Genomic DNA, 4624 nt, shown 5'->3' with positions numbered 1-4624 from the left:
CCGCTGGCGGGTGGCCGGCCCCTCCGGGGTCGACGCCGCGGACGCCTCAGCGGTCGACCCCGTGGACGCCTCGGGGATCGAGGTGTTCTCGTCGTCGCTCACGCGTGGTCTCCCTGGTCGCCGGGGCCGCTCAGAAGCACTCGGTGCCGTCGGAGATCTTGAGGTGCAGGTCGGTGAGCGTGAAGACCGCGGCCGACGTGCTCGTCGAGACCTGCTTGAGGTCGTCGATGGTGATCGCGTCCGAGTCCATGGCGAAGTCGCCCTTGCTGCCGTGCGCCTTCGTGTTCACGGTGGAGGCGTCGACGCCGATCCGGATCTGGTTGAACTGCGCGGTGCCGCGCAGGTCGCTCATGCCGATCTGCAGGTCGGTCGCCTTGACCGGGTTCTTGGTGTCGGTCCCCGCGGAGATGAGCAGGCCCAGCGGCATGCCGGGGATCTTCACCGACTGGCACAGGTTGTACAGCGTCGCGTCCTTGATGTTGGCGATCGCCACCGGACGCGACTTGCCGTCGGCGTCCTTGGACTCGCCGGCGTACTGCGAGAATCCGGTCCCGTCGAGCTTGTCGGCCGCGATCTTGAACTGCTGGCCCGAGATCGCCATCGACACCGGGACGGCGCCCTGGGCGACGCCGCCCATGAGGACGCCGATCACCGCCACCGTCGGGACCGCCGCGAGCATCGCACGGCCTCGACGCGTGCGCGTCAGTGCGCTGAGCTTCATTTCCCCTCCAACAAGACGACATGGCGACCCCTGTGTCGCCGACGAGTGGCGACGGTACGCCGCTTACTGAGGCGACGTCAATAGCAACGGTTGCCCGCGGCGCTTCACCCTCCGGGCGGCGCCGTCACCTCGCGAAACGGCCATATGCTCGGGGCATGGCAGCCGCGCGACGCACCCGGATGAGCCCCGACGAACGCCGGCAGCAGCTCGTCGCGCTCGGCGTGGCCGCGCTGGCCGACCGCCCCCTGGAGGCCGTCACCGTCGAGGACCTGGCCGCCCAGGCCGGGGTCTCCCCCGGGCTCGTCCACTACTACTTCGGCAACCGGCAGGGCCTCCACTCCGCCATCGTCCGGACCGCGCGCGACGCGATGCTGCACGCCACGCAGCCGCGGCCCGAGCTGCCGCCTCGCGAGCGCCTCCGCGACACCCTCGACCGGTTCGTCGAGTTCGTGCACGACCACGACGCGACGTTCTACTCGCTCGTGCGCGGTGCGGCGTCGGGCGACGAGCACGTGCGCGCCACCATCCAGCACGCGCGCGACGTGCTGGCCGGGCACCTCCGCGACGCGTTCCAGGAGATCGGCGTCGCCCCCACCCCCCTGCTCGAGGTCGCGCTGCACTCGTGGATCTCGTTCGCCGAGCAGGCGCTCGTCGAGGCCGCGACCGACCCCGAGATCCCACCGTCCGACCTCGCCGACTTCCTCGAGCGCAGCGCGCTCGGCGTCCTCGCCGCCCTGCACCCCTCGTCCGGCTGACGGGGCGGACGCCCGCCCACCACCCCTCGGGCCGCGCGGTCCGCGCACGACAAAGCCCCGCGGACCGCGACGGGGAGGGGGGAGTCGTCGCGGGCCCGCGGGGCTGCTGGTGCGGCCGGCCGGATGCGCGTGCCGGCCGGCCGCGGCTCGGTCTCGGCTCAGTTGTTGCCGCTGCCGCCCTGGAGCAGGTCCTCGAGCCAGCCGGGCAGGTTGCCCGGGTCGGTCGAGTCGGAGCCGCCCTGGCCCTGGTCCTGACCGTCCTGGTCGCCCTGGCCCTGGCCGTCCTGCCCGTTCGGGTCCTGGCCCTGCTGGTCGTCCTGGCCGTTCTGGCCCTGGTCGCCCTGGCCGGTCGTAGCGGACTCGTCGCGGACGGCGAGGGTCACGTCGACGGTCTGCGTCTTGTCGTCGCGGACGTAGGTCAGCGTGACCTTCTGGTCGGCCGCCTTCTCCCGGACGTACGCCGTGAGCGACTCGGCGCCGTTGACGGAGTCGTCGTCGATCGCGACGATCACGTCGCCGGCCTGGAGGCCGGCGTCCGCGGCGGGAGACCCGGACGACACCTCGACCACCTTGGCGCCGCGACGCGTGACGCCGTCGGCCGTGGCCGTCGCGTCCTGCATGGTCACGCCGAGGAACGCGTGCTCCGCCGAGCCGTCCTTGATGAGCTGGTCGGCGATGTTCGTCGCGAGGTTCACCGGGATGGCGAACCCGAGCCCGATCGAGCCGGACTGCTCGCCGCTCATGCCGCTCGACATCGTGGCGATCGACGACGTGATGCCGATGACCTGGCCCTGCGCGTTGAACAGGGGGCCGCCGGAGTTGCCGGGGTTGATCGCCGCGTCGATCTGGATCGCGTTGGTGACGACCTGCGTGCTGCCGTCCTCCCCCGACGCCGAGACCGGGCGGTCGACGGCCGACACGATGCCGGTGGTGGCGGTGTTCGCCAGGCCGAGCGGGTTCCCGACGGCCAGCACGGCGTCGCCCACCGTGACGTCGTCGGACGAGCCGAAGGACGCGGGCTTCAGGTCGTCCGGCGGGTTCTTCAGCTTGACGACGGCCAGGTCGGTGGTCGGGTCGGTGCCCACGATCGTCGCCTCGTACAGGCGGCCGTCGGACAGCGTGACCTGCACGGTGTCGTTCTGCGCGCCCGAGACGACGTGGTTGTTGGTGACGATGTGGCCCTGGTCGTCGTAGATCACGCCGGAGCCCTCGGCGCCGCCGGACTGGCTCTGCACCTGGATGGCGACCACCGACGGCGCGACGGCCGTCGTGACCGCCTCCCAGTTCGGGTTGTTCGACGTCGAGTTCTTGACCGGGGCCTCGTCGGTGGCCTGCGAGCTCGCGCCGACGTTCGCCAGCGACGACGGGTTGCCCGCGTCGAACGCGCCGGTCGCCGCCGCGGTGCCCAGGCTCGCGAGGACGGCCGCGATGACCGCCGCGCTGGCCACCGGGACCCAGACGGACCGCTCGCGCTTCGTGGCGGTCCCTCCCCCGGGCCCCTGCTGCGGGGACGTCTGGTTCAGGCCGTAGGGGTTGCCCGGGCCCTGGCCGTACGGCTGACCCTGCGGCTGCTGGTGCTGCTGGTGCTGCTGGTGCTGCTGGTACTGCTGCGGCGCACCCTGCTGGTGCTGCGACTGCTGCTGCGCGTAGTACGGCGACCCGGCCGCCATCTGCCCGTACCGCGGCTGCTGCGCGCCGTACTGCTGCTGCGACGCCTGCTGCGGAGCGGGCGGCTGCGGGGGCCCCTGCTGGGGCGTCCCCTGGGTGGGGAGCTGCTGGGTCGGCTGCACGGTGAGGTGCTGGGTGTCCTGCGTGGCCGGCTGCGACGCGGTGCGGTCCGCGGCGCCCGGCTGCTCGGCCGGCCGCTCGGTCGGCCGCTCGGTCGGCCGCTCAGCGGGGTTCTCGCTCCGGTTCGGCTCGTCGGCGCCCGACGGCTGCGGTGCGCCCGGGGTGTCGGTGCTCATGGTGCCCTCCTCGATGTGTGCCTCCAGGAGACCACCCCATCCTGGCGTGGCGCTTGGCTCAACCTGAGAACTTCCTGCGAATCGTGGCGCCGCAGGTCAGAGCGTCTCCCGCACGGCGGCGGCGACCCGTGCCGCGAGGTCCCGCGTCTCGGACAGCCGGTCGGCGCGCGGCACGTGCACCTCGATCACCTGCACGCCCCGCGTCGGCGCCTGCAGGGCGTGCCGCAGCGAGCCGACGTCGAGCACGAGCTGATGGTCCACGCCGTACCCGGCGCACAGCTGGGCCAGGTTCGCTCCGTGCGGGGTGCCGAAGACGCGCTCGAAGGTGGCGGCGCCCCGCGTGGACGACGTCGCGAGCTCGCCGTGCTCGAGGGTGGCGAAGATGGACCCGCCGTCGTCGTTCACGACGACGACCTCGAGGTCGACGGGCGGCTCGTGCGGCCCGCGCAGCAGGCCGCCGGCGTCGTGCAGGAAGGTGAGGTCGCCGACCAGCGCGCGGGTGCGGCGGCCCTGGCGGGCGGCGGCGTGCGCGACGCCCGTCGCGGTCGAGACGGTGCCGTCGATGCCGGCCAGCCCGCGGTTGGCGAGCACGTCGGGCAGGTCGCCGGCCTGGGGGTGGTCGAGCCCGAGCACGAGGTCGAGGTCCCGGACGGGGTTGGACGAGCCGACGACGAGCAGGTCGTCGGGTCCGAGCACGGACGCCACGGCGCGCGCGACGGCGAGCGCGGCGTGGGGGGCCGTCAGCAGCCCCTCGGCGACGGCGGCGTCCGCGGTCGCGGCGTCCACGACGGCGGCGGCCGCGCGCCCGGCGGCGCGCCACCGGTCGAGGAACCCGCCGTCGCCCTCGGAGCCGCCCCCGACGGGCGCCGTCGGCGACGACCAGCGGTCGGCGAGCGCAGGAACGACCAGCTCCGCGTTGCGGGCGGCGTCCGGCCACGGCCCGCCGTCGGGCGCGACGACCGTGACGACGACGTCCGGCCGCCCCAGCAGCCGCTGCACGGGGCGGGACAGCGTCGGGCGCCCGAAGACGACCACCTGCTCGACGTCGCGGGTCACCTCCTCGACGCCCAGCACCGAGCGGTACGCCGCCACCGCGTTCGGCCCGCCGCACGCGCCCGACGACGGCTCGGCGAGCAGCGGCCAGCCCTGGGCCTCGGCGACGGCGCGCGCGACCGGCCCCGCGC

3 protein-coding genes and 1 pseudogene are annotated in these 4624 nt (G+C 74.0%); 1 reads left to right on the top strand and 3 read right to left on the bottom strand.

Features of this window, described 5'->3' with window-relative positions:
* Window positions 1–130 precede the first annotated feature (130 nt).
* Window positions 131–721, bottom strand: a complete 591-nt coding sequence (locus ACFWEK_RS19115) for a DUF6230 family protein (RefSeq protein ID WP_430547769.1) — start codon at window positions 719–721, stop codon at window positions 131–133.
* Between the two features lie 155 nt (window positions 722–876).
* Between ACFWEK_RS19115 and ACFWEK_RS19110 the strand changes: the two genes are divergently transcribed.
* Window positions 877–1476 (top strand): TetR/AcrR family transcriptional regulator, encoded by a 600-nt coding sequence (locus ACFWEK_RS19110; protein WP_430555063.1) that lies wholly within the window; start codon window positions 877–879, stop codon window positions 1474–1476.
* A 158-nt stretch (window positions 1477–1634) separates the two neighbouring features.
* Here ACFWEK_RS19110 and ACFWEK_RS19105 read toward each other — a convergent pair whose 3' ends face one another.
* The gene (locus tag ACFWEK_RS19105; RefSeq protein ID WP_430555062.1) at window positions 1635–3440 is read right to left on the bottom strand and encodes a S1C family serine protease; all 1806 of its coding nucleotides are present in this window, start codon (window positions 3438–3440) and stop codon (window positions 1635–1637) included.
* Window positions 3441–3536: 96 nt separating this feature from the next.
* A pseudogene (locus ACFWEK_RS19100) lies at window positions 3537–4624 on the bottom strand (2-succinyl-5-enolpyruvyl-6-hydroxy-3-cyclohexene-1-carboxylate synthase); the annotation flags it as partial.

The organism is Isoptericola sp. NPDC060257 (assembly GCF_042726645.1).
Classification (GTDB): Bacteria; Actinomycetota; Actinomycetes; order Actinomycetales; family Cellulomonadaceae; genus Isoptericola; species Isoptericola nanjingensis.
The sequence above is the reverse complement of the archived record's forward strand: the minus strand, read 5'-3'. Positions and strand labels throughout refer to the sequence as shown.

Excerpts from the sequence above, each read along its gene's own strand:
- ACFWEK_RS19115 (WP_430547769.1), bottom strand. The coding sequence starts at position 721 with ATGAAGCTCAGCGCACTGACGCGCACGCGTCGAGGCCGTGCGATGCTC.
- ACFWEK_RS19110 (WP_430555063.1), top strand. The coding sequence starts at position 877 with ATGGCAGCCGCGCGACGCACCCGGATGAGCCCCGACGAACGCCGGCAG.
- ACFWEK_RS19105 (WP_430555062.1), bottom strand. The coding sequence starts at position 3,440 with ATGAGCACCGACACCCCGGGCGCACCGCAGCCGTCGGGCGCCGACGAG.